General features: G+C 71.4%; 22 protein-coding genes and 1 pseudogene. 14 read left to right on the top strand and 9 right to left on the bottom strand.

The window, feature by feature from the left end:
• Positions 1–51: 51 nt before the first annotated feature.
• From OG485_RS13870 to OG485_RS13850, 5 genes are all read left to right on the top strand, one after another.
• Entirely contained in the window at positions 52–492 is a 441-nt protein-coding gene (locus OG485_RS13870) for an SRPBCC family protein (protein WP_328453341.1), read from the top strand.
• Between the two features lie 329 nt (positions 493–821).
• The gene (locus OG485_RS13865) at positions 822–1,991 is read left to right on the top strand and encodes an ArsA family ATPase (RefSeq protein ID WP_328668630.1); all 1,170 of its coding nucleotides are present in this window, start codon (positions 822–824) and stop codon (positions 1,989–1,991) included.
• Positions 1,992–2,101: 110 nt separating this feature from the next.
• Positions 2,102–2,602 (top strand): DUF5304 domain-containing protein, encoded by a 501-nt coding sequence (locus OG485_RS13860; protein ID WP_328668629.1) that lies wholly within the window; start codon positions 2,102–2,104, stop codon positions 2,600–2,602.
• A gap of 54 nt (positions 2,603–2,656) precedes the next feature.
• Complete coding sequence (locus OG485_RS13855; protein ID WP_266757842.1) at positions 2,657–3,610, top strand: ROK family glucokinase; 954 nt, start codon at positions 2,657–2,659, stop codon at positions 3,608–3,610.
• 353 nt (positions 3,611–3,963) lie between these two features.
• Entirely contained in the window at positions 3,964–4,728 is a 765-nt protein-coding gene (locus OG485_RS13850; RefSeq protein ID WP_328668628.1) for an endonuclease/exonuclease/phosphatase family protein, read from the top strand.
• 76 nt (positions 4,729–4,804) lie between these two features.
• Here the strand turns inward: OG485_RS13850 and OG485_RS13845 are convergent, their stop codons facing one another.
• Both OG485_RS13845 and OG485_RS13840 read right to left on the bottom strand, forming a co-directional pair.
• Complete coding sequence (locus OG485_RS13845; RefSeq protein WP_328668627.1) at positions 4,805–5,596, bottom strand: hypothetical protein; 792 nt, start codon at positions 5,594–5,596, stop codon at positions 4,805–4,807.
• Positions 5,589–6,398, bottom strand: coding sequence for an alpha/beta hydrolase (locus OG485_RS13840; protein ID WP_328668626.1), 810 nt, complete (start codon positions 6,396–6,398; stop codon positions 5,589–5,591). Before OG485_RS13840 ends, OG485_RS13845 begins: the two co-directional genes overlap by 8 nt.
• 160 nt (positions 6,399–6,558) lie before the next feature.
• On the opposite strand from OG485_RS13840, the pseudogene OG485_RS13835 reads away from it, so the two are divergent.
• The 5 genes and pseudogenes from OG485_RS13835 to OG485_RS13815 all read left to right on the top strand — a co-directional run.
• Positions 6,559–7,350: pseudogene (locus OG485_RS13835) on the top strand (lysophospholipid acyltransferase family protein); the annotation flags it as partial.
• 210 nt (positions 7,351–7,560) lie between these two features.
• Complete coding sequence (macS, locus tag OG485_RS13830; protein WP_328668625.1) at positions 7,561–8,784, top strand: MacS family sensor histidine kinase; 1,224 nt, start codon at positions 7,561–7,563, stop codon at positions 8,782–8,784.
• Between the two features lie 19 nt (positions 8,785–8,803).
• Positions 8,804–9,505, top strand: coding sequence for a response regulator transcription factor (locus OG485_RS13825; RefSeq protein ID WP_328668624.1), 702 nt, complete (start codon positions 8,804–8,806; stop codon positions 9,503–9,505).
• A gap of 141 nt (positions 9,506–9,646) precedes the next feature.
• Positions 9,647–10,675, top strand: a complete 1,029-nt coding sequence (locus tag OG485_RS13820; RefSeq protein WP_328668623.1) for a 6-phosphofructokinase — start codon at positions 9,647–9,649, stop codon at positions 10,673–10,675.
• An 80-nt stretch (positions 10,676–10,755) separates the two neighbouring features.
• Positions 10,756–11,751 (top strand): 2-hydroxyacid dehydrogenase, encoded by a 996-nt coding sequence (locus tag OG485_RS13815; protein WP_328668622.1) that lies wholly within the window; start codon positions 10,756–10,758, stop codon positions 11,749–11,751.
• On the opposite strand, the gene OG485_RS13810 is transcribed toward OG485_RS13815, so the two are convergent.
• Positions 11,703–13,604 carry an anthranilate synthase family protein gene (locus OG485_RS13810; RefSeq protein ID WP_328668621.1) on the bottom strand — a complete coding sequence of 634 codons (1,902 nt, stop codon included), beginning with the start codon at positions 13,602–13,604 and terminating at the stop codon, positions 11,703–11,705. The genes OG485_RS13815 and OG485_RS13810 overlap by 49 nt on opposite strands.
• 109 nt (positions 13,605–13,713) lie before the next feature.
• Positions 13,714–13,770, bottom strand: coding sequence for a trp operon leader peptide (locus OG485_RS44010; RefSeq protein ID WP_101392327.1), 57 nt, complete (start codon positions 13,768–13,770; stop codon positions 13,714–13,716).
• A gap of 125 nt (positions 13,771–13,895) precedes the next feature.
• Here OG485_RS44010 and OG485_RS13805 point away from each other — a divergent pair, with 125 nt between their 5' ends.
• From OG485_RS13805 to OG485_RS13795, 3 genes are all read left to right on the top strand, one after another.
• Positions 13,896–15,113 carry a glycoside hydrolase domain-containing protein gene (locus tag OG485_RS13805; protein ID WP_328668620.1) on the top strand — a complete coding sequence of 406 codons (1,218 nt, stop codon included), beginning with the start codon at positions 13,896–13,898 and terminating at the stop codon, positions 15,111–15,113.
• A gap of 191 nt (positions 15,114–15,304) precedes the next feature.
• Entirely contained in the window at positions 15,305–16,657 is a 1,353-nt protein-coding gene (locus tag OG485_RS13800; protein WP_328668619.1) for a class II 3-deoxy-7-phosphoheptulonate synthase, read from the top strand.
• A 160-nt stretch (positions 16,658–16,817) separates the two neighbouring features.
• A complete protein-coding gene (locus tag OG485_RS13795; protein ID WP_328674428.1) occupies positions 16,818–17,105 on the top strand; it encodes a (2Fe-2S)-binding protein in 288 nt (95 codons plus the stop codon).
• 27 nt (positions 17,106–17,132) lie between these two features.
• Here OG485_RS13795 and bfr read toward each other — a convergent pair whose 3' ends face one another.
• Positions 17,133–17,612: a bacterioferritin gene (gene bfr, locus OG485_RS13790; RefSeq protein ID WP_326788272.1), complete on the bottom strand. Its 480-nt coding sequence runs from the start codon at positions 17,610–17,612 to the stop codon at positions 17,133–17,135.
• Between the two features lie 155 nt (positions 17,613–17,767).
• Between bfr and OG485_RS13785 the strand changes: the two genes are divergently transcribed.
• Positions 17,768–18,400 (top strand): sulfite oxidase-like oxidoreductase, encoded by a 633-nt coding sequence (locus OG485_RS13785; protein ID WP_328668618.1) that lies wholly within the window; start codon positions 17,768–17,770, stop codon positions 18,398–18,400.
• A gap of 51 nt (positions 18,401–18,451) precedes the next feature.
• Here OG485_RS13785 and OG485_RS13780 read toward each other — a convergent pair whose 3' ends face one another.
• The 4 genes from OG485_RS13780 to OG485_RS13765 all read right to left on the bottom strand — a co-directional run bounded on the left by OG485_RS13780 (position 18,452) and on the right by OG485_RS13765 (position 23,119).
• Positions 18,452–18,997 (bottom strand): DUF4396 domain-containing protein, encoded by a 546-nt coding sequence (locus OG485_RS13780; protein ID WP_443048913.1) that lies wholly within the window; start codon positions 18,995–18,997, stop codon positions 18,452–18,454.
• A gap of 93 nt (positions 18,998–19,090) precedes the next feature.
• Complete coding sequence (locus OG485_RS13775; RefSeq protein ID WP_328668616.1) at positions 19,091–19,960, bottom strand: deoxyribonuclease IV; 870 nt, start codon at positions 19,958–19,960, stop codon at positions 19,091–19,093.
• A gap of 134 nt (positions 19,961–20,094) precedes the next feature.
• Positions 20,095–22,035: a Stk1 family PASTA domain-containing Ser/Thr kinase gene (gene pknB, locus OG485_RS13770; protein ID WP_328668615.1), complete on the bottom strand. Its 1,941-nt coding sequence runs from the start codon at positions 22,033–22,035 to the stop codon at positions 20,095–20,097.
• 289 nt (positions 22,036–22,324) lie between these two features.
• Entirely contained in the window at positions 22,325–23,119 is a 795-nt protein-coding gene (locus OG485_RS13765; RefSeq protein ID WP_326788276.1) for a thiazole synthase, read from the bottom strand.

Raw genomic sequence — 23,119 nt, 5'->3', positions numbered from 1 at the left:
CACGTGCGCACCGACCTCCCTCACCGGACCGCATCTGGAGGAGCCACCGCGATGGCGGAACACACCAGTTCGAGCATCACGATCGAGGCGGCACCGGCTGACGTCATGGCGGTGATCGCCGACTTCGCCCGGTACCCGGACTGGACGGGTGAGGTGAAGGAGGCCGAGGTCCTCAAGTCGGACGAGCTCGGCCGCGCCGAACAGGTCCGGCTCGTCATGGACGCCGGCGCCATCAAGGACGACCAGACTCTCGGCTACACCTGGACCGGCGACCACGAGGTCTCCTGGACCCTGGTGAAGTCCCAGATGCTCCGTTCGCTGGACGGCTCCTACCTCCTCAAGCCCGCGGGCAAGGGCGCCACCGAGGTCACCTACCGGCTGACCGTCGACGTCAAGATCCCGATGCTCGGCATGATCAAGCGCAAGGCCGAGAAGGTCATCATCGACCGCGCCCTGGCCGGCCTGAAGAAGCGCGTAGAGGAAACGGCCTAGTCCCCCAAGGGGGCCCACCCTCACACCCCGGCCCGGTCTGCCCGGCGTCTCATCCCGCCCCAGGTCCAGCGGCCTCCACAACCACGTCTTCGCCCCTACCCGACCCGGGGCTGGAATGGTCACCACGACGCACCCGCAGTCGGCCGCGCGCCGTCGGGGACGTGCCGGTACATCGATGCCCGTCGCCACCGACGGCCACGCCTCACCCAACGGCGACGGGCTGATGCACCGGCGCGGCCCCGACCCACGCCCCGAACCCGGCCCGCGACGCCGGCGCAGCACACCCGCACCGCAAACGTCAGCGCGGCGTCCCGGTAGCGTTCACCCCCATGCGCACCATCCTGATCACCGGCCAAGGCGGCACAGGCCGTACCACCGTCGCCGCGGCCACCGCGCTGAAGGCGGCGAGGCAAGGCACCCGCACCCTGGTGCTCACCGCCGACCGCACCGACACCCTCGGCGCCGTCCTCGGCGTCCCCACCGGCCCCGACCCCGTGGAAGCCGCCCCCGGTCTCACGGCCTGGCGCCCCGACGCCGCCGCCCGGTTCCGCGACGACCTCACCGCTTTCCAGCGGCGCGCCACCACCGCCCTCGACCTCCTCGGCGCCTCCCGCCTGGACGCCGAGGAAGTCACCCCGCTCCCCGGCGCCGAGGAACTCGCCCTGCTGCGCGCCCTGCGCGACGCCGCGCTGTCGGAGGCGTACGGCCTGCTCGTCGTGGACCTCCCCCCGGCCCCGCAGGCCCTCGCCCTCCTGGCGCTGCCCGAGGAACTCCGCCGCTATCTGCGCCGCCTGCTCCCGCCGGAGCGCCAGGCGGCCCGAGCCCTGCGCCCGGTCCTCGGTCGGCTCGCGGGCGTGCCCATGCCCGCCGAGTGGCTGTACGAGACCGCGGGGCGCTGGGACATCGAGCTGGCCGCCGTGCAGGGCGTGGTCGAGGACCGCGCCACGACCGTACGGCTGGTCGCCGAGCCCGGACCCGCCGGAACCGACGCCGTCCGCACCGCCGCCACCGCCTTCGCCCTGCGCGGACTGCCCGTCGACGGACTCGTCGCGAACCGGGTGCTGCCAGGCGCCACCAACGACGCCTGGCTGGGAGCCCTCGCGGCCCAGCAGCGCAAGGCCCTGGACGAGTGGCGGGAGACGTACACGGTCCACGAGGTCCCGCACCGCGGCCACGACCCGCGCGGCACCGACGACCTCGCCGCGCTTGCCGTGCCCGGCGTCAACACCGCGCCCACCCCCGTCGAGTGGCCCGTCGCCGACCGGCTCGCCGACGACGGCGTGCTCGTGTGGCACATCCCGCTGCCCGGCGCGATACGCGACGAACTCGACCTCATCCGGCGCGGCGACGAACTCGTCGTCACCGTCGGCCAGTTCCGCAGGATCGTCCCGCTCCCGTCCGCGCTGCGCCGCTGCACGGTGGCCGGAGCCGCGCTGCGCGAGGGCGAGCTGCGCATCCGTTTCACGCCGGATCCCGGGCTGTGGCCGCGTGAGAAGTGAAGTGCCGCCGAGAACCGGCCGTGTCCGATCCGGGGAGCCGGGCACGGTGAACGAGGTACCCCCGTTCGGGTAACGTCGAGAGCAAGGAAAACGTAGGCAGGAGTCCCGCCATGAGCGAAGAGCGCCCCCCATCCGACGCCGCTCAGGAGGAGACGGCCGACGAGGTGCGCGTCGACGAGGTACGCGTCGAGGACGCGCACGCCACGGACGACGACGCCTGGGCGACGGCCTGCGCGGAGGACCTCGCCGCGGAGCAGGCCCGCCGTCGCGCCCAGCACGGCCCGCCGCCCGGCTCGGCCGCCGAGGAACTGCGCAAACTCGTCGACGCCGTCGCCGACAAGCTCTCCGGGCTCCAGTCGCCGCTGTTCGGCGCGGTCGCCTCCGGCACCGCCCAGCAGATGGTCAGCCAGGTCGTGCAGCAGGCCAAGGCCGCCGTGGAACCGGTGCTGGAGCGCAACCCCGAGGTGTTCGACCACCTGGCGGCCGCGGGCTCGGAACTGCTCGCCGCCTACCGCTCGGCCGTCGAGAACCAGGAGCGCCGCTGGACCACTCGGGGCACTGGTTCCCGCGACGACGAGTCCGGTCCGGGCGAGCACATCGACTTGGACTAATCGCCCCTCGGGTACGGTTGGCCGTAGCGGGGCTCGACCGAAACTGAGGGATTCATGGGACTCACCATCGGCGTCGATATCGGCGGCACGAAGATCGCGGCCGGTGTGGTCGACGAGGAAGGCAATATCCTCTCGACGCACAAGGTGCCGACCCCGACCACGTCGCAGGCGATCATCGACGCCATCGCCTCGGCCGTGGAGGGCGCGCGCGCCGGTCACGACATCGTGGGCGTCGGCATCGGTGCCGCCGGATACGTGAACCGCCAGCGCTCGACGGTGTACTTCGCGCCGAACATCGACTGGCGCAACGAGCCGCTCAAGGCCGAGGTCGAGCAGCGTGTCGGTCTGCCGGTCGTCGTGGAGAACGACGCGAACGCGGCCGCCTGGGGCGAATACAAGTTCGGGGCGGGCAAGGGCCACCGCAACGTCATCTGCATCACCCTGGGCACCGGCCTCGGCGGCGGCATCATCATCGGCAACAAGCTGCGCCGCGGCCACTTCGGCGTGGCCGCCGAGTTCGGCCACATCCGGATGGTGCCGGACGGACTGCTGTGCGGCTGCGGCTCGCAGGGCTGCTGGGAGCAGTACGCCTCCGGGCGCGCCCTCGTCCGTTACGCCAAGCAGCGGGCCAACGCGACCCCGGAGGCGGCGGAGGTCCTCCTGGGGCTCGGCGACGGCACCCCCGACGGCATCGAGGGCAAGCACATCTCCATGGCCGCCCGGCAGGGCGACCACGTGGCGGTGGACTCCTACCGCGAGCTGGCCCGCTGGGCCGGCGCGGGTCTGGCCGACCTCGCCTCGCTCTTCGACCCGTCCGCCTTCATCGTCGGCGGCGGCCTCTCGGACGAGGGCGAGCTGGTCCTTGACCCGATCCGCAAGTCGTACAAGCGCTGGCTGGTCGGCGGCAACTGGCGCCCGGTCGCCGATGTGATCGCCGCCCAGCTGGGCAACAAGGCGGGTCTCGTCGGAGCGGCGGACCTGGCCCGGGAGCCCGACCCGATCATGTAGGTCCCGCACCTCTCGCACGGCAGCGCCCGCCGCACCCTCACGGGGTGGCGGGCGCCGCCGTGTCCGCCCCGTCCCCGGGAGGCGTCGGCCGCCACATCCCCGGAAGGCCACGGGAGGCGTCGCCCCGTGCCCGCCGTATCCCCCGGGAGGCGTCGGGCCGCGTCCGCCCGACTCCACGGGACCAGCGGGCCGCCCCCTGTCCGCCGTATCCCCCGCCCGGGCGTCCGCCTCACCCGATCGAGGGGTCCCTCGGCGCGTCAGGAGCACCGCTGCACCGGCCCGGCGCCCCGTGCGGGCGAGCCATGTGGTTCTTCGGCCCTTCCGGCGGGCTCCCGGCGCGTATCTTGATCGCCATGCCGACCAGCTCCTCCGCCAGTCCGCTGCCCGCGTCCCGCACCGAATCCGACGGTTCGGCCGTCATCCGCGTGCTCAGCTACAACATCCGCTCGATGCGCGACGACACCGCCGCGCTCGCCCGGGTGATCAGCGCCTGCGCACCGGACCTCGTACTGGTCCAGGAGGCGCCGCGGTTCTTCCGCTGGCGCAAGAAGCTCGCGCGTCTCGCCGCCGCCTCCGGCCTCGTCATCCTGTCCGGAGGCGCCACCGCCTCAGGGCCCGCGCTGCTGTGCACCCTGCGGGCCACCGTGGAGCGCACCGAGGACGTCCTGCTCCCGCTGACCCCGGGACTGCACCGGCGGGGCTTCGCCACGGCGGTCGTGCGGTTCGGCGGAGCCCGGCTCGGCGTGCTGAGCTGCCATCTGTCGCTCCAGAAGGACGAGCGTCACGAGCAGAGCGGCCTGCTCCTCGACCGTCTCGCCGGTCTCGGCACCCCGCACGCCGTCGCGGGCGGCGACCTCAACGAACGCCCGACAGGACCGGCGTTCCGCCGTCTGGCGGGCGCGCTCCAGGACGGCTGGGCGACCCGTCCCTGGGGCGGGGAGCACACCTGGACGTTCGCGGGCCCCGACCGGCGCATCGACGCCGTCTTCGCCACGCCCGGCATCGAGGTCCTCGGCTGCGGAGTGCCGCTCGGCCTGCCCGGCGTGAGCGAGGACGACCTGAGGGCGGCCACGGACCATCTGCCCGTCCTGGCCGCCCTCAGAGTGCCCGCGTCCTGAGCGCGGCCCGGATCACCCCGTCCTGCGGACGGGCCGGAGCCTGCCGCCGCACCCCGGGGCCGGGGCGGGGCCGGGGTCAGACGACCGCGCCGCGTCCCGGGTCCTCGTGGTCCTCGTCGTCGTCCTTCATGCGCGTCACCAGGGTGGCGAAGCCGCCGAGGAAACCGCCGACGCCGAGGGTGGTGAGCCACCAGGTCATGTCCCAGCCGAACAGGACGGCCAGCAGAAGCAGCGCGGGGCCGCCGAGTACGCCGAGCCAGGCGAACTTGGCGGTCGTGTCCGCGGCGGGCAGCGGAGGCGGCTCGGGCGGAACGAAGTGGCCCTCGTCGTCCTCGTCGAAGTCGCCCTCGGACGGCTCGGGCGCGCGGTAGTCCCGCGGGCCGCCGACACCGGGCGCGAAGGCGATCGAGCTGCCGAGCGGCTTGACGACGGAGGGCAGGTCACCGGGGGAGGGCAGGTCGCCCGTGGAGGCCTCCGGCTCGGACCCGGCTCCCGGAGCCGGGGCGTCGCCCTCGCCGTCCCCGGTGCTTCCGGAGTTCCCGCCACCGGTCCCGGAGTCGGTGTCCGGCCCGGGCTCGGGGAGTGCCAGATCCTCGATCGACCGGAACGGCCGCGAGCCGGGCGGGTCCGGAGGCTCCTCGCCGTATCCCTCGACGATCGACTTCCAGGCGGCATCCTCGTCGAACGGCACGCTCTGTTCGTCGCCGGAGGACTCCCCGCGGGCATCACCGGGCGATTCCTCGAGCCGGTCCCCGGCGGACTCGGTGAGCGCGTCGCCGAGGCCCTCGCCGCGAGCCCCGTCGAGCGGCTCGCCGACGGGTACGCCCTTCTCCTCCGGATCGCCGCGGTCCGCGTCGTGCTCAGCCACCGGCTGCCGTCCCTTCCTGTGGGCCCATCCGACCGGCGTCGGCCTCCTTGCCGGCACCGGGCGCGAGCCGGGTGACGAAGGAGTGGCTCTCCTCGAAGATCCGGTCCGCGTCCAGGTCCAACGTCGCGACGTGGTAGCTCTGTTCCAGCACGATCTCCGTCACGTCCGTGGAGGACACCCGGCCGAGGATGCGCGCCGAGTCGGCGGGGGAGACCACATGGTCCTGGAGGCTGTGCAGCAGCAGGAGCGGCTGGGTGACCTGCGGCAGCTCAGCGTCCACGATCCCGCACAGCAGGCGCATCGAATGCGCGGCGTGCAGCGGCACCCTGCCGTAGCCGATCTCCTCGGAGCCCTCCTTCGCGATGTCGCTCGCGATGCCCTTCGTCGAGGGGACCAGGTGGCGCAGGACCGGCAGGAGACGGGCGGCGGCACCGTGCACCTTGTTCAGCGGGTTGACGACCACGATGCCGTCGATGTCGTCGCCGTGCCTGGCCGCGAGCCGCAGGGCCAGCGCGCCGCCCATCGACAGCCCGAAGACGAAGACCCGCGAGCACCTCTCGCGCAGCGCGCGCAGCTCGCGGTCGACCTCCGCGTACCAGTCCTGCCAGCCGGTGACCTGCATGTCCTCCCAGCGCGTGCCGTGCCCCGGGAGCAGGGGCAGCGCGACGGTCAGACCGCGCTCGGCGAGGTACTCCGCCCACGGGCGCAGCGACTGCGGGGAGCCGGTGAAACCGTGGCAGAGAAGGACGCCGACCTCTCCGCCCTCGTGGCGGAACGGCTCGGCTCCAGGAAGGACCGGCACCTCGGTCTCCTGTTCATGAGTTGGGGCGGAAAACGACTCCGGATGTGCTTCACCGTACGCGACCGTACTGACACCGACCAGGGTCGTCGGGTCCTTTGACGGTGCTCCGGGTTAAGGTCTGATCCACGACACAGGAGGCACGCGGGTGATCTACGGCGCAATGAAGTTTTCCATCGGAGGGCCACTGAAGCTCGCCTTCAGACCCTGGGTGGAAGGCCTCGAGAACATCCCCGCCGAGGGCCCGGCCATTCTGGCGAGCAATCATCTGTCGTTCTCGGACTCGTTCTTCCTGCCGGCGATCCTCGAACGCAAGGTGACCTTCATCGCGAAGGCCGAGTACTTCACGACCCCGGGCATCAAGGGCCGGATGACGGCCGCCTTCTTCAAGGGCGTCGGCCAGCTCCCGGTGGACCGGTCCGGCGCGCGCGGCGCGGGCGAGGCGGCCATCAAGAGCGGCATAGAGGTGATCGAGCGCGGTGAGCTGTTCGGCATCTACCCGGAGGGCACGCGCTCGCCCGACGGGCGCCTCTACCGCGGCAAGCCCGGCGGTCTCGCGCGCGTGGCCCTCGCCACCGGCGCGCCCGTCATCCCGGTGGCGATGATCGACACCGAGAAGATCCAGCCTCCGGGCAAGCTGATGCCCAAGCTGATGCGTCCGGGCATCCGCATCGGCAAGCCGCTGGACTTCAGCCGCTACAGCGGCATGGAGCACGACCGGTTCGTGCTCCGCGCGGTGACCGACGAGGTCATGTACGAAATCATGAAGCTGTCCGGCCAGGAGTACGTCGACATGTACGCGACGGCAGCCAAGCGGCAGATCGCGGAGGCGGCGAAGGCCGAGAAGGACGCCGAGAAGGCGGCCAGGGCGGCACTCGCCCAGGCCGAGAAGCAGGCCGCCAGGGAACAGGCCGAGGAGCAGGCCGAAGCGCAGGCCGAGAAGCAGACGGAAGCGCAGACCGAAGCGCTGAGCGAAGCACAGGCTGAAGTACCGCCCGCGGACCAGACCGCGGACCAGGCAGAGGACCCGGCCGGGGAACAAGGCGGGGAGCAGTCCGCGCCGTCGGACGGTTCGGGGGGCGTGGGGGAAGCCGAGCCGACCGACAGGCAACGGTCCGGCTCCCAGGAGCGTCCGTAGGGACGTCGGCAGTCGGGGGCGGGGGACATGGCCAAGCGCGAGAGAGTCATGAGGATGTCGGTCGAGCAGCCGCTGTGGCGTGCGCTGAGCGGCTACCGGGTGCTGACCGTGCTGTACGCGATCGGGCTCTTCGCCACCACGTACGACAAGTTCGCCCGCCCGTGGGTGGCCGTCGCGTTCTTCGCCTTCCTGCTCGTCTGGACGCTGGCCACGCTGCCGAGAGTCGCCGGCGCGGCCAACTGCACCAAGCGGTTCCTCGTCGCCGACCTCACCGTCGCGCTGGCCGGGATCCTGCTCACCCGTGTCGCCGACTCCGCCGCGCGCATCGACGCGGGCGGCCCGACGCTGCCGTCGATATGGACGGCGGGTGCCGTCCTGGCCTTCGCGATCAAGGGCGGCTGGCGGTGGGCGGCCTTCGCCTCCACACTCGTCGCCGCGGCCAACCTCGTCGAGCGCGGCGCCCCGGCCCGGGACACCGTGCACAACGTGGTCCTCGTCTGGGTCGCCTCCATCGCCATCGGCTACGTCGTCGAGGTGGCCCGCGCCTCCGAGCGCACCCTCGCCCGCGCCCTGGAGATCGAGGCGGCCACCCGCGAACGCGAACGCCTCGCCCGGGACATCCACGACGGTGTGCTCCAGGTCCTCGCCATGGTGCAGCGGCGTGCCAGCGCGCTCGGCGGCGAGGCCGCGGAGCTCGGCCGGATGGCCGGTGAGCAGGAGGCCGCGCTGCGCACGCTGGTGTCGGGCGGCATGGTGCCCGTCTCACGGGTGTCGGAGGACGCCGCGCTCGGCGCGGTGGTCCGCGCCGTCGACGAACCCGACGACGCGGACCCCGGGGCTCCGCTCGACCTGCGCGCCCTGCTCGCCCCGTACGCCACCGCGCGCGTGACCCTCTCCGAGCCCGGCGCGCCGGTGCCGCTCGGGCCGCCCGCCGCGCGGGAGGTGGCCGCGGCCGTGGGTGCCGCCCTGGACAATGTCCGTCAGCACGTGGGCGAGGACGCCCGCGCCTGGATCCTGGTCGAGGACGAACCGGACGCCGTGATCGTGACGGTGCGCGACGACGGCCCCGGCATCCCGGAGGGACGCCTGGCCCAGGCCGAGGGCGAGGGGCGGCTCGGAGTGGCGCTGTCGATCCGCGGCAGGCTGCGCGAGCTGGGCGGCACGGCGGAGCTGATCTCCGTCCCGGGACAGGGCACCGAGGTCGAGCTGAAGGTGCCGAAGGACACGCGGGGGAAGGCGAAGACGCGATGACGAAGGCGACGGTAGGGCGATGACGGGCGGGACTGCGGCGCAGCCGCGGGCGGAGGAGAGCCCCATCAGGGTCATGGTGGTGGACGACCACCCCATGTGGCGTGACGCCGTGGCCCGTGACCTGGCGGCCGCCGGGTTCGACGTGGTCGCGACCGCCGGCGACGGCGAACAGGCCGTGCGCCGTGCGCTGGCGGTGGCACCCGACGTGCTCGTCCTCGATCTGAACCTGCCCGCCAAGCCCGGCGTCCAGGTCTGCAAGGAGCTGGTCGGCGCCGATCAGTCCCTGCGCGTCCTGGTCCTGTCGGCCAGCGGCGAGCACGCCGACGTGCTGGAGGCGGTGAAGTCCGGCGCGACCGGCTACCTCCTGAAGTCGGCGTCCGCGGAGGAGCTGACCGAGGCGGTGCGCCGGACCGCCGCCGGTGACCCGGTGTTCACACCCGGCCTCGCGGGACTGGTCCTCGGCGAGTACCGCCGGCTGGCCTCGGAACCCGTCCCGGCCACGGGCGCCGACGAGCCGAGGGCCCCGCAGCTGACCGACCGTGAGACCGAGGTGCTGCGCCTGGTCGCCAAGGGCCTGAGCTACAAGCAGATCGCCGAGCGCCTGGTCATCTCCCACCGCACCGTCCAGAACCATGTGCAGAACACCCTGGGCAAGCTCCAGCTGCACAACCGGGTCGAGCTGGTCCGCTACGCCATAGAGCGCGGACTGGACGAGGCCTGACTGCCGCAGATGCCGTCTTTCGGGTGATCTATTGATCAACTGGCCGACAATTCACCGGAACAGCCCTTCCGCACCATGCCGAAGTGACCTGGATCACTATTAGCGTGAGTCCGACAGCCAACCGTGGCGAAGGGACTTTCCATGCGGGTCGGAGTACTGACCGGAGGCGGCGACTGCCCCGGGCTCAACGCCGTCATCCGGGGCATCGTCCGCAAGGGCGTGCAGGAGTACGGCTATGACTTCGTCGGCTACCGGGACGGCTGGCGGGGGCCGCTCGAAGGCGACACCGTACGGCTCGACATCCAGGCCGTGCGCGGGATCCTGCCGCGCGGCGGCACCATCCTCGGATCCTCGCGCACCAACCCCCTCAAGCAGGAGAACGGCATCCGCCGGATCAAGGAGAACCTCGTCAAGCAGGAGGTCGAGGCGCTCATCGCGATCGGCGGCGAGGACACCCTGGGCGTCGCCGCGCGGCTCGGCGACGAGTACGGCATCAACGTCGTCGGCGTACCGAAGACCATCGACAACGACCTCTCCGCCACCGACTACACCTTCGGCTTCGACACGGCGGTCAACATCGCGACCGAGGCCATCGACCGCCTGCACACCACCGCCGAATCGCACATGCGCGTCCTCGTCTGCGAGGTGATGGGCCGCCACGCGGGCTGGATCGCCCTCCACTCGGGCCTGGCCGGCGGTGCGAACGTCATCCTCATCCCCGAGCAGCGCTTCGACGTGGACCAGGTCTGCGCCTGGGTGACCTCGCGCTTCAAGGCCTCGTACGCGCCGATCGTCGTCGTCGCCGAGGGCGCCATGCCCAAGGACGGCGACATGGTCCTCAAGGACGGCAGCCTGGACTCCTTCGGACATGTCCGGCTCTCCGGTGTCGGCGAGTGGCTGGCCAAGGAGATCGAGCGGCGCACCGGCAAGGAGGCCCGCACCACGGTCCTCGGGCATGTCCAGCGCGGCGGGACGCCCAGCGCCTTCGACCGCTGGCTCGCCACCCGCTTCGGGCTGCACGCCATCGAGGCGGTCCGCGACGGCGACTTCGGCAAGATGGTGGCGCTGCGCGGCACCGACATCGTCCGTGTCCCGATCGCGGAGGCCACCGCCAGGCTGAAGACGGTCGACCCCGGCCTGTACGCGGAGGTCGGGGTGTTCTTCGGCTGAGGCGGCACCCCGCCCGCGCCTGAGCGGCTCCGGGGGTACGGGCCGTATATTCGGCCCGTACCCCAGCACGGGAGAGACCGGTGGAGATTCTGGCGTTCGGCGTCCAGTCCGACGAGAAGCCCCTGATCGAGAAGGCCTTCGAGGGACGTCACGAGGTCCGCTGTGTCGACGTCTTCCTCAGCGAGGACACCGCACCCATCGCCACCGGCTACGAGGCCGTGTCCACCAGCGTCAACTGCGCCCTGGGACACCGCGTTCTGCAGACCCTGGCGGCCGGCGGCACGCAGCTCGTCGCCCAGCGCTCCACCGGGTTCAACAACATCGACCTCGACGTCGCCGAGCGCCTCGGGATGACGGTCGCCCGGGTCTCGTCCTACTCGCCCTACTCGGTCGCCGAGTTCGCCTGGACCCTCGGCCTGGCCGTCAACCGCCGTATCGTGCGCGCGTCCAACCGCACCCGCGACTTCGACTTCCGTCTCGAAGGGCTGATGGGCCGTGACATGCACGGCCGCACCGCGGGAGTCGTCGGTACCGGGAAGATCGGCGAGGCCTTCGCCCGGATCGCCCACGGTTTCGGCATGAAGCTGCTCGGCTGGGACATCGCCGAGAACCCGGAGTGCGTCGCACTCGGCATGACGTACGTCTCCAAGGAGCGCCTTCTCGCCGAGTCCGACCTCGTCAGCCTGCACGTCCCGCTGATGCCGGGGACCCAGCACCTCATCGACGCCGACGCCCTGCGCGTCATGAAGGACGACGCGATCCTGGTGAACTCCAGCCGGGGCGGCCTGATCGACAGCCAGGCCCTCGTCGCCCAGTTGCGCGAGGGCCGCTTCACGGGTGTCGGCCTCGACGTGTACGAGGCGGAGGCCGGACTGTTCTTCCTCGACAAGTCCCTCGAAACCGTCGAGGACGACACCCTGGCCCGCCTGGTCACCTTCCCGAACGTCCTGGTCACCTCGCACCAGGCCTACTACACCCGTGACGCGGTCGGCCAGATCGTCGACGCCACCGCCGCCAACGTCCTCGACTACACCGAGGGCCGCCGCTCGGAGAACGTGCTCGTGCCGCGCAGCTGACCCGCCAGCTCCCGTACGACGGCCGCGCCGTTGAGCGTCAGCACCGACTCCGGGTGGAACTGCACGCCCGCGAAGCCGGGACCGCGCAGCGCGTGCACCTCGCCGTTCGCGGCCCGGCTGACCTCGACGCCGTGCGCCGACAGCTCCGCCAGCGTCTCGTCGTCGCAGTGCGCCACGAAGCTGTTGTAGAAGCCGACGGTCTCGGGCCGCCCGAAGAGGTCGACACGCGTCTGCGCGCCCTGGTAAGGCACGTCCTTGCGGACGATGTCCAGCCCCAGCTCGACCGCGATCAGCTCGTGGCCGAGGCAGACACCGAGGACGCCGTGCCGGTGCTCACGCAGCACCTCGGCGGTCAGGCCGCGCAGGAAGCGCATCTTGGGGTCCGCCGCGTCGCGGGGATCGCCGGGACCCGGGCCGAGGACCACCGGCCCCTCGTGCGCGAGGACGATCTCGCGCAGGCCCGGTTCGTCGTACCGGCGTACCGTCACATCGAGCCCGGACGAGCGCAGGACATGCGCGAGCATCGCGGTGAAGGTGTCCTCGGCGTCCACGACCAGCGCGTGCCCGGCGAGCTCCTGGGACCGCTCCTGCATCCGCAGCCAGAACGGCGCCAGCGAGGCCCGCCGCCCGTCCAGCGACGCCCGCACCCGCGGATCGTCGCCCAGCCCCGGCCGGGTACCGTCCGGGCGCGGCCGGCCGGGCCGCACCCCGAGTGCCGCCAGCACCCCCGCCGCCTTGGCGTGCGTCTCGGCGACCTCGCCCGCCGGATCCGATCCCCGTACGAGAGTGGCGCCGACCGGCACCCGCAGCCGGCCGTCCGCGTCGATGTCGGCCGTGCGGATGAGGATCGGGGAGTCGAGGGTCTGCGCCCCGGGCCCGCCGTCCGGCCCGTCCTCCCGTTGCCGCCCGACCAGCGCCAGCGCCCCCGCGTAGTAGCCGCGCCCGCCCACCTCGTGACGCTCGATGACCCGGCAGGCGTTCTGCACGGGCGAGCCGGTGACGGTCGCCGCGAACATGGTCTCGCGCAGGACGTCCCGCACGTCCAGCGAGGAGCGGCCCCGCAACTCGTACTCGGTGTGCGCGAGATGGGCCATCTCCTTGAGCCGCGGCCCGATCACCACCCCGCCCATGTCCCCGACCGTGCACATCATCTTGAGCTCCTCGTCGACGACCATCGAGAGCTCCTCGATCTCCTTGCCGTCGGCGAGGAAGGCGAGCAGGTCCTCGGGCGTCGGGCCCCCGGCCGGATAGCGGTACGTCCCGCTGATCGGGTTCATCACGACCGTCCCGGCGGACATCCGGACATGCACCTCCGGGCTCGCCCCGACCAGCGTCCGCTCCCCGGTGTGCACGACGAACGTCCAGTACGCGCCCCGCTCGCCGACCAGCAGCCGGCGGAACAGCGCCAGGGCGTCGGCCCGTCCGAACCCCGGGATCCGGCCCTCGTACGTCCGCCGGATCACGAAGTTGGCGCCCTCGCCGCGCCCGATCTCCTCCCGCAGCACCCGTTCGACGATCCCGGAGTACTCCTCGTCACCGACGTCGAAGCCGCCGCCCTCGACCCGTACGTCGTGCGCCGGCAGCTCGGCCAGCGCCTGTGCGAGCGGCAGTTCGTGGCGCTCCTCGGGGACGAGCACCGAGAGCGGGGTGCCGTCGTCGCGGACGTCGAAGCCGCGCTCCCTGATCTGCCGGAACGGGATCAGCGCGAGACCCTCGTCGGGGATGTCGGCGAGGCGCTCCACCTCGCGCACCGGCCCCAGCAGCAGTTCGACCACGTCGTGGTCGCGGCCGGGAGTGCGGCGGCGCAGCAGGGCGAAGGGACGGGGATCGTCCAGCAGGTCGAGCAGGTTCATCGGTGCGGTCCTTCTCTCGAATCGTGCATCTCGGAGAGGAACGGCCCGGGTCCGCAAACACCGAAGGCCGCCCCTCGGGCGGCCTTCGCGAAGTCGTGTCTACGCGCAGTCAGTGGGCCGCCGGATGAGCGGTCCACCACCAGTTCTGGTTCGAATGCGCGAACATGCGCCGCACCTTACCCGACGGTGAGGGGCGGGCAACAGCGTGAAACGGTCCCGCGGAGCGTTCCGACCGTCCGGTCACCGGCCATGGATGGCCAGACAGACCGAACGCACCGAGAAACGAGAACCATGCACGCAGTCCGTTCGTCCCAGCCCCGCCGGAAGGGCGTCCGCGCCCTGACCGTGCTCCTCGCGGCGGCCGCCCTCGCCGCCGGGCCGCTCGTCCCCGCGAGTTCCGCCCCGCGCACGGGCGACGCCGAGGACCTGACCCAGGTCGCCTACCGCGGCTACATCTTCACCGTCCCCGACTCCTGGCGGATCGTGGACCTGAAGAAGCATCCCGACACCTGTGTCCGCTTCGACCGGCACGCCGTCTACCTCGGCACCCCCGGCACCGACCAGAACTGCCCGGCCAGGGCCAGCGGCCGTACCGAGGCGCTGCTGGTCCAGCCCGCCCCCGTGGCCCCCAGGGCCGTCACGGAGAACCCGACGGCCCGCACCTACCGGGCCACCGCCGACCGCATCGCCGTCACCGCGGCCTACGGGTACGACCGCGCGCGCATCCAGGACGTCCTGAGCAGCGCCGGACTGCCTGTCGCCGCCGCCCGGCGCGAGGAACCCGCGCTGCAGCGTGCTGCGGCCCCGCTGCCGAAGGACGCGACCTCCTTCCGCGGCGAGGGCTTCGACGCCTGCACCGCCCCGAGCCAGTCGGCGATGGACGCCTGGCGCGACGACTCCCCGTACGGCGCCATCGGTGTCTACATCGGCGGGCTCAACCGCGCCTGCGCCCAGCAGCACCTGACCGCCGACTGGGTGCGGACGCAGTACACCCGCGGCTGGCGGTTCTTCCCGCTGTACGTCGGCAGGCAGCCCTCCTCCGACGGCGGCAGCTGCGGAGGCGGCTGCGCGGCCATCACCAGCCCGGTGTCGCAGGGCACCGCGGGCGCCGACGACGCCGTCAAGCAGGCGGCCGCGCTGGGCTTCGGCAAGGACACGGTGCTCTATCTCGACCTGGAGCACTACGAGCCCGGAGGCAAGGTCACCGACTCGGTGCTCGCCTACCTCCAGGCGTACACCGCGCGCCTGCACGCACTCGGCTACCGCTCCGGCGCGTACGGCAACACCTCGTCCCTGGTGTCCGACCTGATCGCCAACAAGAGCCGCGTCACCCTGCCCGACGTGATCCACTTCGCCCGCTGGAACCGGGTGTCGAGCACGTCGGACTCCTCGATCCCCTCGACGCTGTGGAACAAGCACCAGCGCGTCCACCAGTACGTGGGCGACACGACCGAGACCCACGGCGGTGTACGGATCTCCATCGACCGCGACCGGCTCGACGTGGACTAGTGCCGCGACAGGCAACGTTCGCCCCGTCGGGCAAACATTGCCTGCCGCGGCACCAGGCGCCGGCCGTCTTCTCTCCGGGCGGGTGCCGCGGCCGCCGTACGGCCGCCCGGAGAGTCGCCGATCGAGCGCGGTTCGTCTCAATTGATGAGCATGTGAATGGACGCCGGAGCCGACCCCGTAGTGTTGTCCGGGTGACCGTGAACGCTAAGTCCAGCGCGAGCGCTGGCAACACCTGGCGAGACCTGCCCGCGGCGCAGCAGCCCGAGTACCCCGATGCCGAGGCTCTGCGCGATGTGATCGCGGAGCTCGCGTCGTATCCGCCGCTCGTCTTCGCGGGCGAGTGCGACCAGCTGCGCGCCCGGATGGCGTCCGTCGCCAAGGGAGAGGCGTTCCTTCTCCAGGGCGGCGACTGCGCCGAGGCCTTCGACGCCGTGTCGGCGGACCACATCCGCAACAAGCTCAAGACGCTGCTCCAGATGGGCGCCGTCCTCACGTACGCCGCCTCGGTGCCGGTGGTGAAGGTCGGCCGGATCGCCGGCCAGTACTCCAAGCCCCGCTCCAAGGGCACCGAGACCCGCGACGGCGTGACCCTGCCGACGTACCGGGGCGACTCGGTCAACGGCTTCGACTTCGACGAGAAGTCCCGCATCCCGGACCCCGAGCGCCTGAAGCGGATGTACAACGCGTCCGCCTCCACGCTCAACCTGGTGCGCGCCTTCACCACCGGCGGTTACGCCGACCTGCGCCAGGTGCACGCCTGGAACCAGGACTTCGTGAAGTCGTCCCCGTCCGGCCAGCGCTACGAGCAGCTCGCGCGTGAGATCGACAACGCGATGAACTTCATGCGGGCCTGCGGCACCGACCCGGAGGAGTTCAAGACCGTCGAGTTCTACGCCTCCCACGAGGCGCTGCTCCTCGACTACGAGTCGGCGCTGACCCGCGTCGACTCGCGCACGGGCCACCTGTACGACGTCTCGGGCCACATGGTGTGGATCGGCGAGCGCACCCGCCAGCTCGACGGCGCGCACATCGAGTTCGCGTCGAAGATCCGCAATCCGATCGGGATCAAGCTGGGCCCGACGACGACGGCCGAGGAGGCGCTCCAGTACATCGAGCGCCTCGACCCGGACCGTGAGCCGGGCCGTCTCACCTTCATCGTGCGGATGGGCGCGGACAAGGTCCGCGACAAGCTGCCCGAGCTGGTCGAGAAGGTCACCGCCTCCGGTGCGACCGTGGCCTGGGTGACCGACCCGATGCACGGCAACACCTTTGAGGCCGCCTCGGGCCACAAGACCCGCCGCTTCGACGACGTGCTCGACGAGGTCAAGGGCTTCTTCGAGGTCCACAAGGGCCTCGGGACCCACCCGGGCGGTATCCATGTCGAGCTCACCGGTGACGACGTCACCGAGTGCGTGGGCGGCGGCGACGAGATCTTCGTCGACGATCTGCACCAGCGTTACGAGACGGCCTGCGATCCCCGTCTGAACCGCAGCCAGTCCCTTGACCTGGCCTTCCTCGTCGCCGAGATGTACCGCGACCAGTAGCAGATCAACAGGCGGCACACCTGTTACGGGCACCTGCAGTGGGGCGCGGATCACATACGATCCGCGCCCCACGCCACTTTTGTGGTTCCTATGTGACGGGTAAGGTTAGGTTAGCCTCACCGATCATCGGGACGGCGTGACCCAACGATTTCGGCGGGAGGTGAACCGGGTGTACGTCTGCAGTTGCTTCGGGATCACCGAACAGCAGGTGAAGAAGCACGCGGCGGACGGCGCGTGCACTCCGCGGCAGATAGCCTCGGCCTCCAAGGCGGGTACGGACTGCGGTTCGTGCGTACGCCGGATCCAGGCGCTGCTGGGCAGGGGCTCGTGTCCGCGCCGTGAGCTGGCCGACCAGGGCATGCCGGTGCTCTCCGAGGTCCTCGCGGAGGCCGGGACCGATCGGCGCGAGGCCGTCGAGTACGGGACCGCGGCGCGCGAGGCCGCCTAGCCCTGAAGCCGGCCGGCCCCAAGCCGCCTAGCTCTCCGGCTGCTCGATGAGCTGCGCGAGGTAGAGCGCCTCGCCGAGCTTCTCGACCAGTTCCAGCTGGGTGTCCAGGTAGTCGATGTGGTGCTCCTCGTCCTCGAGGATCGACTCGAAGATGTTCGCGGACGTGATGTCGCCCTTCGTGCGCATCACCTCGATCCCGCGCTTGAGGCGGTCGATCGCCTCGACCTCCACCTGCCGGTCGGCCTGGAACATCTCGGTGACGGTCTGCCCCACCCGGACATGGAAGAGCCGCTGGTAGTTCGGCAGTCCGTCCAGGAAGAGAATGCGGTCGGTGAGGACCTCCGCGTGCTTCATCTCGTCGAACGACTCGTGCCGGGTGTACTTCGCGAGCTTGGTCCAGCCGAAGTTCTCCTGCATCTTCGCGTGCAGGAAGTACTGGTTGATCGCGGTCAGCTCACCGGTCAGCTGCTCGTTGAGGAATTCGATGACCTCGGGGTCGCCCTGCATCGCAGAGGCTCCTTCCAAGCGGGGGACTGGGCAGATTGCGCCGCATCTTTGCACCGGTGTCCGGGGGCGTCCAGTAAGTACATGCTTACTCCGGGTTGCCCCGATCCTGGCCGTGCTGGTCATGGGCACTGTTCCGGGTCTGTCAGGATGGAGTCATGGGTCAGCCGGTGGAGCGCGAATCTGGAGAAACGGCACAGTCGGAGCTTCCGCCGGGACAGCGACTTCAGCGCGGCTGGCCGGTCACGCACTACGGTCCCGTACCCAAGTTTCGCCCCGAGCGCTGGGAATTCCGGGTCTTCGGAGCCACCGCCGACGGCGGGAAGCAGTGCTGGACCCACGACGAGTTCACCGCCCTCCCGTACGCCTCCGTCGTGGCCGATCTGCACTGCGTCACGAAGTTCAGCATGCTGGGGGCCGAATGGGGGGGTGTCCCCGCCCGTACGATCCTGGAGATAGCCCCGCCCGCGCCCACCGTGACCCACGTGATGGTCTGGGCCGAGTACGGCTTCAGCTCGAACCTGCGTCTCGCGGACTTCGTGTCCGAGCGCACCATCTTCGCCACCCACAAGGACGGCGAACTGCTGACGGCGGAGCACGGCTTTCCGCTGCGCCTGGTCGTCCCGCATCTGTACGCGTGGAAGGGGCCCAAGTGGGTGCGCGGCGTCGAGTACATGACCGCCGACCGCCGCGGCTTCTGGGAGGAGCGCGGCTACCACAACGTCGGTGACCCCTGGCGCGAGCAGCGGTACTCCTACCAGGAGGAACCCGGGGACGGTCCCGAGCTCTGAGCCCCTGGCCCGACTGCCGGCGCGCGTCCCCGGTGCCGGTGTCCCGGCAGGTCAGTGGTGGTACCGGTGCACCACGGCGTGCCCCCTGCCCCGGCCGATCGTCCACTTGTTGACCGGGGTCGTGACCACGAAGGCCACCACGAGCGAGATCAGCAGCGACCCCCAGAACAGCAGGTCGCCCAGCTGGGCGTCCATCGCGTCCGGCCACAGCACGATGACGCCGTTGTCGATCAGCTCCATCACCGCGATGGACAGCGTGTCCGCGGCCAGCGCCACCCGGAAGGCGGTGCGGAAGCCGACGCCCGCCCTCAGCACTCCGCGCAGGGTGAGCGCGTAGCCGAAGAAGAAGGCCAGCGCGATCGCCAGGACCGTCGTCGGCAGGTTTCCCCACCCGAACGCCGTGCCCACCACCATGCCCAGCACCTCGCCGATGGCGCAGCCGGTGAGGCAGTGCAGGGTGGCCTGGGCGGCCGTGGACCAGGTGGCCCCGGCCGGCCCGTGATGGTGGGCGTGGTGCGGGTCTTCGTGAGTGTCCGCCCGCGTATCCACGGGTGTGTCCGTGTGCGCGGGCCTGTCCGCGGGTGCCTCGTGCCCCATGAGATCCCCCAGTGTCGAGTCACGGCTCCTTCGCACTGAAGCAACCATATACCCCCCTGGGGTATTCCGAGGGTTGCGGGACCGGTCGTGGCCCTACCCGTCGCGGAGCTTCTTCAGCCGCTCCACATCGGCCGCGTGCCCTTCCTTTCCGCCGGGGGTCTCGATGATCAGCGGGACGCCCTCCGTGGCGGGATGTGTCATCAGAGCGCGGAACGGGTCCTCGCCTATGTGGCCGGAGCCGATGTTCTCGTGGCGGTCCTTGTGCGCGCCGACCACATCCTTGGAGTCGTTGGCGTGGATCAGCTTCAGCCGCCCCTCGCCGACGGTGTCGACCAGCAGATCGAGGGTCTGGTGCATCCCGCTCGGCCCGGTCAGATCGTGGCCCGCCGCGAAGATGTGGCAGGTGTCGAGGCAGACGCCCAGCTTGGGGTGGGCGTCCAGGGCCTCGAAGTAGGGGCCGAAGTCCCAGGTGCGTGAGCAGAGGGAGGCACCCTGCCCGGCGGTCGACTCCAGCAGCAGGAACGGGTCGTCGTCATGGGTCAGTTCGTCCAGCAGCGGCAGCAGACGGTCGCGCACCTGCTTCAGGGCGACGGACCGCTCCCGGCCGCCGGTGGCGCTCCCGGTGTGCACGACCACCCCCAGGGCGCCGATCTCCCGTCCGCGCCGCAGCGAGTGCCGCAGCGACTCCACCGATTTCTCGACCGTCGCCTCGGTGTGCGAACCGAAGTTGATCAGGTACGGGGCGTGGACGTACGCGGGGATCGATCCGGCGGCGCACGCGGCGCGGAAGTCCTCGTCCTGCTTCGGGTTCCCGGCGGGCGTCGCCCAGCCGCGCGGGTTGGCGACGAAGACCTGGACGGTCTCGGCCGCGAGGTCGCGGGCGTAGGCCAGGCCGACGGAGTTGAGGCCGCCGGCCACGGGGACATGGCCGCCGACGGGGTTGCGGAGCTGCTTGCTGGTCACACCCGTCAGGGTGTCACGCTCCGCCGGGCACCCCGCGGGCGGACCTCACGGACCTCCCGGGCCCCTGGGGGAGCGGCCTCCGAGCGGCTGCCCGGTCGGAGGCCGTACGTCGCCGGGCCCGGCGACGGATCGGCTCAGCGGATCTGGATCGTTATCGTCGAGCCCTTGGGCGCCGTGTCGCCGCCGTCCACCGACTGCTTCTTGACCGTGTCGCCGAAGAGCCCGAGCAGCCCGCGGTCCTTGTCGACCTGGAACCCGGCGTCCTCCAGCGCCTTCGTGGCGTCGTCCACGCTGTCGCCCACGACGTCCGGGACCTCCACCATCTCGGGGCCCTTGGAGAGGGTCAGCGTCACCGTGTCCCCCGTGGCGGCCTCGCGGCCCGCGCGCGGTGTCTGCTGGGCGACCTGGCCCTTGTCGAACTCCGAGTGGACCCGCTCCGCGGCGATCTTCACCTTCAGGCCCGCGCCCTCCAGCTCGGCCGTGGCGTCCTCGACCGACGAGCCGGTCACGTCGGGCAGCTCCACCGGGGCGCCCTTGCTCACGACGATCGCGATCGCCGAGCCCGAGTGCCGTTCGGTGCCCGCGGCCGGATCCGTACCGATCACGAACCCGTTGAGCACGTCCTGGCTGAACTCTCGCGTGACCATGCCCGCGGCGAGCCCGTCTCCCTTGAGCACTTCTCTCGCCTTGAACAGGGCGAGGCCCTTGAGGTCCGGCACCTTCACCGTCTGGGGGCCGTCGGAGACGGTCAGGGTCACGGAGTCGTTGTCGCGGATGCGTTCGCCGACACCGGGGTCGGTGCTGATGACCGTGCCGCGCTTCACCGTGTCGCTGTAGGCGTGCTTGACCCGCTTGACGTCCAGCCCGGCGTCCTGGAGCCGGGTCCTGGCCTGCTGCTCCGTCTTCGCCAGGACGGGCGGGACCTTGGTGAACTGGCCCGAGTTGATGTACCAGACACCGGCGCCGAGGCCGAGCACCAGCACGATCGCGGCGACGACCAGCATCATCCCGCGCCGCGGCCGCGTACCCGGAACCTGCGGCGGCCCGACCGGCGCGGTCGTGAACGGGCTGCTCTGCTCGAACCGGCTGGTCCGGTCGAGGACGCTGTCGTCCTCGTTCACGGGCAGCAGACGGGGGACGGACAGCGAGCGCGGGATCACGCTCGTACGGTCGTCGGTGTTGTCGTGGCCCACGGACAGCGCGCCCGGCGGGACCGCGTCGAGCTGCTCGGCGGTGAGACCGGCCCGGGCTTCGAGGACCTGGCCGAGCAGGGCCACCGCGTCGGCCGGGCGGACCTCGGGATTGCGGGCCGTGGCCGCGGTGACCAGCTCGTCCAGCGCGTACGCCATGCCCGGCACGGTGGCCGACGGAGGCGGCACGTCCTCGTGGAGGTGCTGGTAGAGCACCTGCGCGGGGGAGTCCGCGGTGTGCGGCTTGGCGCCGGTGAGCATTTCGTAGAGGACGACTCCGCAGGCGTAGACGTCGACGCGGGTGTCGGAGGTGCCGTGCTCGATCTGCTCGGGGGCGAGGTACGACACGGTGCCGAGGATGGTGCCCGTCGTGCTGGTCACCGTGTCCACGGCGCGGACGAGACCGAAGTCCGCGACCTTGACCCGGCCGTCGTCCCCGATCAGGACGTTCTCCGGCTTCATGTCGCGGTGCACGAACCCGGCGCGGTGGGCCGCGCCGAGCGCGGCGAGCACCGGCTCCAGGATGTCGAGCGCGGCCCGGGGCTGGAGGGCGCCGCGCTCGCGCAGCACGTCGCGCAGGGTGCACCCGGCGATGTACTCCATGGCCAGATAGACGTACGACCCGTCCGCCCCCTGGTCGAAGACCTGCACCACATTGGGGTGCGCCAGTCGTGCCACCGACTTGGCCTCGCGGATGAAGCGCTCGACGAACGAGACGTCCGCGGCCAGCGTCGGGTGCATCACCTTGAGCGCGAGCACGCGGTCCAGACGGGTGTCCAAGGCCCTGTAGACCGTGGCCATCCCGCCGACCGCGATCCGTGCGTCGACGCGATAGCGGCCGTCGAGCACGTGTCCGACAAGCGGGTCCTGAAGGGTCGTATCCACGCAGGTGAGTCTACGAGCCGCCACCGTCACGAGGTCCCGTTCGACCGATACGGGGGCCCGACTGCAGCCGACCTGTGACGCGCATCGCACGTACGAATGTCTGTTCGTCGTGCAGATGTCCGATCATGGCCCGTCTGTCACCGCAAGGCCGCAACGCGACAACCCGCACGCCCGCCCGGCCGGAAACCGATGGAAGCCGATGGAGAAACCGACCTGGAAACCGGTGCGGAAACCGGTGCGGAAACCGGTGCGGAAACCGGCGCGGAAACCGATGACCGGCGGACCTCGGTCAGAATGCCGGGCGCTCGGGGTCCAGCGCCGCCATGCCCTCCACGGGAGAGGACGCCGTGGCGAAGTGCCTCCGGGGGATGCGCCCGGCCCGCCGTGCCAGACGCCCCGCCTCCACCGCGTGCCGCATGGCCTCCGCCATCAGGACGGGTTCCTGAGCCCGTGTCACCGCCGAGGCCAGCATCACCCCCGCGCACCCCAGCTCCATCGCGAGCGCGGCGTCCGACGCCGTGCCCGCTCCCGCGTCCAGGATCACCGGCACGCGCGCGTGCTCGACGATCAGCTCGAAGTTGTGCGGGTTGCGGATCCCGAGCCCGGACCCGATGGGCGAGCCGAGCGGCATGATCGCCGCACAGCCGACGTCCTCCAGCTTCCGCGCCAGCACCGGGTCGTCGTTCGTGTAAGGCAGCACGGTGAAGCCGTCGTCGACCAGCGTCTCCGCCGCGTCGAGCAGCTCGATCGGATCGGGCAGCAGGGTCCGCTCGTCGGCGATGACCTCCAGCTTGACCAGATCGGTGCCCAGGGCCTCGCGCGCCAGACGAGCGGTCAGCACGGCCTCGCCCGCGGTGTAGCAGCCGGCCGTGTTCGGCAGGACACGGATGTTCAGCCGGCCGAGCACCGACAGGACCGAGCCGTGCACCGACGCGTCCACGCGCCGCATCGCGACCGTGGTCAGCTCCGTGCCGGACGCCACCAGGGAGCGCTCCAGCACGTCGAGGCTGGGCGCGCCGCCCGTCCCCATGATCAGCCGGGACGCATAGGTCGTACCGCCGAGGACGAAGGGGTCGTCTGCCAT

This window comes from Streptomyces sp. NBC_00328, assembly GCF_036139655.1.
Lineage (GTDB): Bacteria > Actinomycetota > Actinomycetes > Streptomycetales > Streptomycetaceae > Streptomyces.
This window is presented reverse-complemented; position numbering and strand designations above follow the sequence as displayed.

What these genes read in the sequence shown, in the direction of transcription:
- OG485_RS13870 (WP_328453341.1), top strand. Translation starts at nt 52, where the DNA reads ATGGCGGAACACACCAGTTCGAGCATCACGATCGAGGCGGCACCGGCT.
- OG485_RS13865 (WP_328668630.1), top strand. Translation starts at nt 822, where the DNA reads ATGCGCACCATCCTGATCACCGGCCAAGGCGGCACAGGCCGTACCACC.
- OG485_RS13860 (WP_328668629.1), top strand. Translation starts at nt 2,102, where the DNA reads ATGAGCGAAGAGCGCCCCCCATCCGACGCCGCTCAGGAGGAGACGGCC.
- OG485_RS13855 (WP_266757842.1), top strand. Translation starts at nt 2,657, where the DNA reads ATGGGACTCACCATCGGCGTCGATATCGGCGGCACGAAGATCGCGGCC.
- OG485_RS13850 (WP_328668628.1), top strand. Translation starts at nt 3,964, where the DNA reads ATGCCGACCAGCTCCTCCGCCAGTCCGCTGCCCGCGTCCCGCACCGAA.
- macS (WP_328668625.1), top strand. Translation starts at nt 7,561, where the DNA reads ATGGCCAAGCGCGAGAGAGTCATGAGGATGTCGGTCGAGCAGCCGCTG.
- OG485_RS13825 (WP_328668624.1), top strand. Translation starts at nt 8,804, where the DNA reads ATGACGGGCGGGACTGCGGCGCAGCCGCGGGCGGAGGAGAGCCCCATC.
- OG485_RS13820 (WP_328668623.1), top strand. Translation starts at nt 9,647, where the DNA reads ATGCGGGTCGGAGTACTGACCGGAGGCGGCGACTGCCCCGGGCTCAAC.
- OG485_RS13810 (WP_328668621.1), bottom strand. Translation starts at nt 13,604, where the DNA reads ATGAACCTGCTCGACCTGCTGGACGATCCCCGTCCCTTCGCCCTGCTG.
- OG485_RS13805 (WP_328668620.1), top strand. Translation starts at nt 13,896, where the DNA reads ATGCACGCAGTCCGTTCGTCCCAGCCCCGCCGGAAGGGCGTCCGCGCC.
- bfr (WP_326788272.1), bottom strand. Translation starts at nt 17,612, where the DNA reads ATGCAGGGCGACCCCGAGGTCATCGAATTCCTCAACGAGCAGCTGACC.
- OG485_RS13785 (WP_328668618.1), top strand. Translation starts at nt 17,768, where the DNA reads ATGGGTCAGCCGGTGGAGCGCGAATCTGGAGAAACGGCACAGTCGGAG.
- OG485_RS13780 (WP_443048913.1), bottom strand. Translation starts at nt 18,997, where the DNA reads ATGGGGCACGAGGCACCCGCGGACAGGCCCGCGCACACGGACACACCC.
- OG485_RS13765 (WP_326788276.1), bottom strand. Translation starts at nt 23,119, where the DNA reads ATGGCAGACGACCCCTTCGTCCTCGGCGGTACGACCTATGCGTCCCGG.